Source organism: Oleiphilus sp. HI0043, from assembly GCF_001634935.1.
The window spans coordinates 1-935 of sequence record NZ_LWEY01001528.1; the positions used below are offsets into that span (position 1 = coordinate 1).

Annotated in this window: 2 protein-coding genes; one reads left to right on the forward strand and one right to left on the reverse strand. The window is 44.4% G+C overall.

Annotation, left to right across the window (positions count from 1 at the left end; genetic code table 11):
* A partial coding sequence (locus tag A3729_RS31085) for a Clp protease N-terminal domain-containing protein (RefSeq protein WP_156498077.1) occupies window positions 1–151 on the reverse strand: 151 nt, incomplete at its 3' end.
* Between the two features lie 305 nt (window positions 152–456).
* Here A3729_RS31085 and A3729_RS22350 point away from each other — a divergent pair.
* Window positions 457–935 (forward strand): exonuclease domain-containing protein (locus A3729_RS22350; RefSeq protein ID WP_068634299.1); only part of this gene is annotated, 479 nt, incomplete at its 3' end.

Below are 935 nucleotides of genomic sequence, written 5' to 3' on the forward strand. Positions count from 1 at the left end.
GTCTCAATAAGGCGGATACGCTGCCATTTTGGTCAATTAGAACCTGGATCAAATGCACCGGCTCTATAAACTGATGATCCTTTCCCAAGGCTATAGATTGCGCATCTGATATCGCAACCTGCAAACGGCTCGTCAAACGATCAATTCTCATAAGTTATCCCCCCGAAGGAATCAATAGTATCTAAGTTCAGTAAACTTCGTTATGACATAGATAAGGCTCGCCTGGACATTTTCAAGGCCCAACACATAAATTGCGCCAATTTATTGACACAAATCAATAAAAATACTCCCACTTCTACAGAAACTAACCGAGTGGTAATCAATTTTTTATGGTCAAGATCACACCAAACTCGTACAGTAATTGCAGAGCCTTTGCTTAACGATTAATATGGCCGGATTATATCGGCGTCCAATTTCACCAGCCGACCCACTACCTACTCACGCGAATACCCTTAGATGCCTAGCGACAACAACCCTGTTTTTATTGACTTCGAAGCTTCCAGCCTAGACCTCCTATCCAGCTACCCTATTGAAGTAGGTGTTTGCCTGGCTGATGGCAGCACCAGAAGCTGGCTGATCAAACCGCACGTATTATGGAAAGACTGGTCAGAAAAAGCCGCGCGAATACATGGAATCAGTAAAGACCAACTTCAACAAGAAGGCGCTGAGATTAGCCAGGTTGTTCGCGAACTTAATGATCTACTTAGTGGGGATGTATATTGCGATGCCTGGGCCTTCGATAGTTTTTGGCTTCATCGCCTATTTAAAGCGGCAAAATGCAAACCCAACTTCCATCTAGACTCCCTCTCATCAATTCTCGATGAAGAGCAAATCGATAGATGGCAGGACATCAGAGCTGGCGTTATAGATGAGCTACAGCTTGTTCGGCACCGCGCTGCAAATGATGCTTACATACTTCATAAAACCTGGCAGAA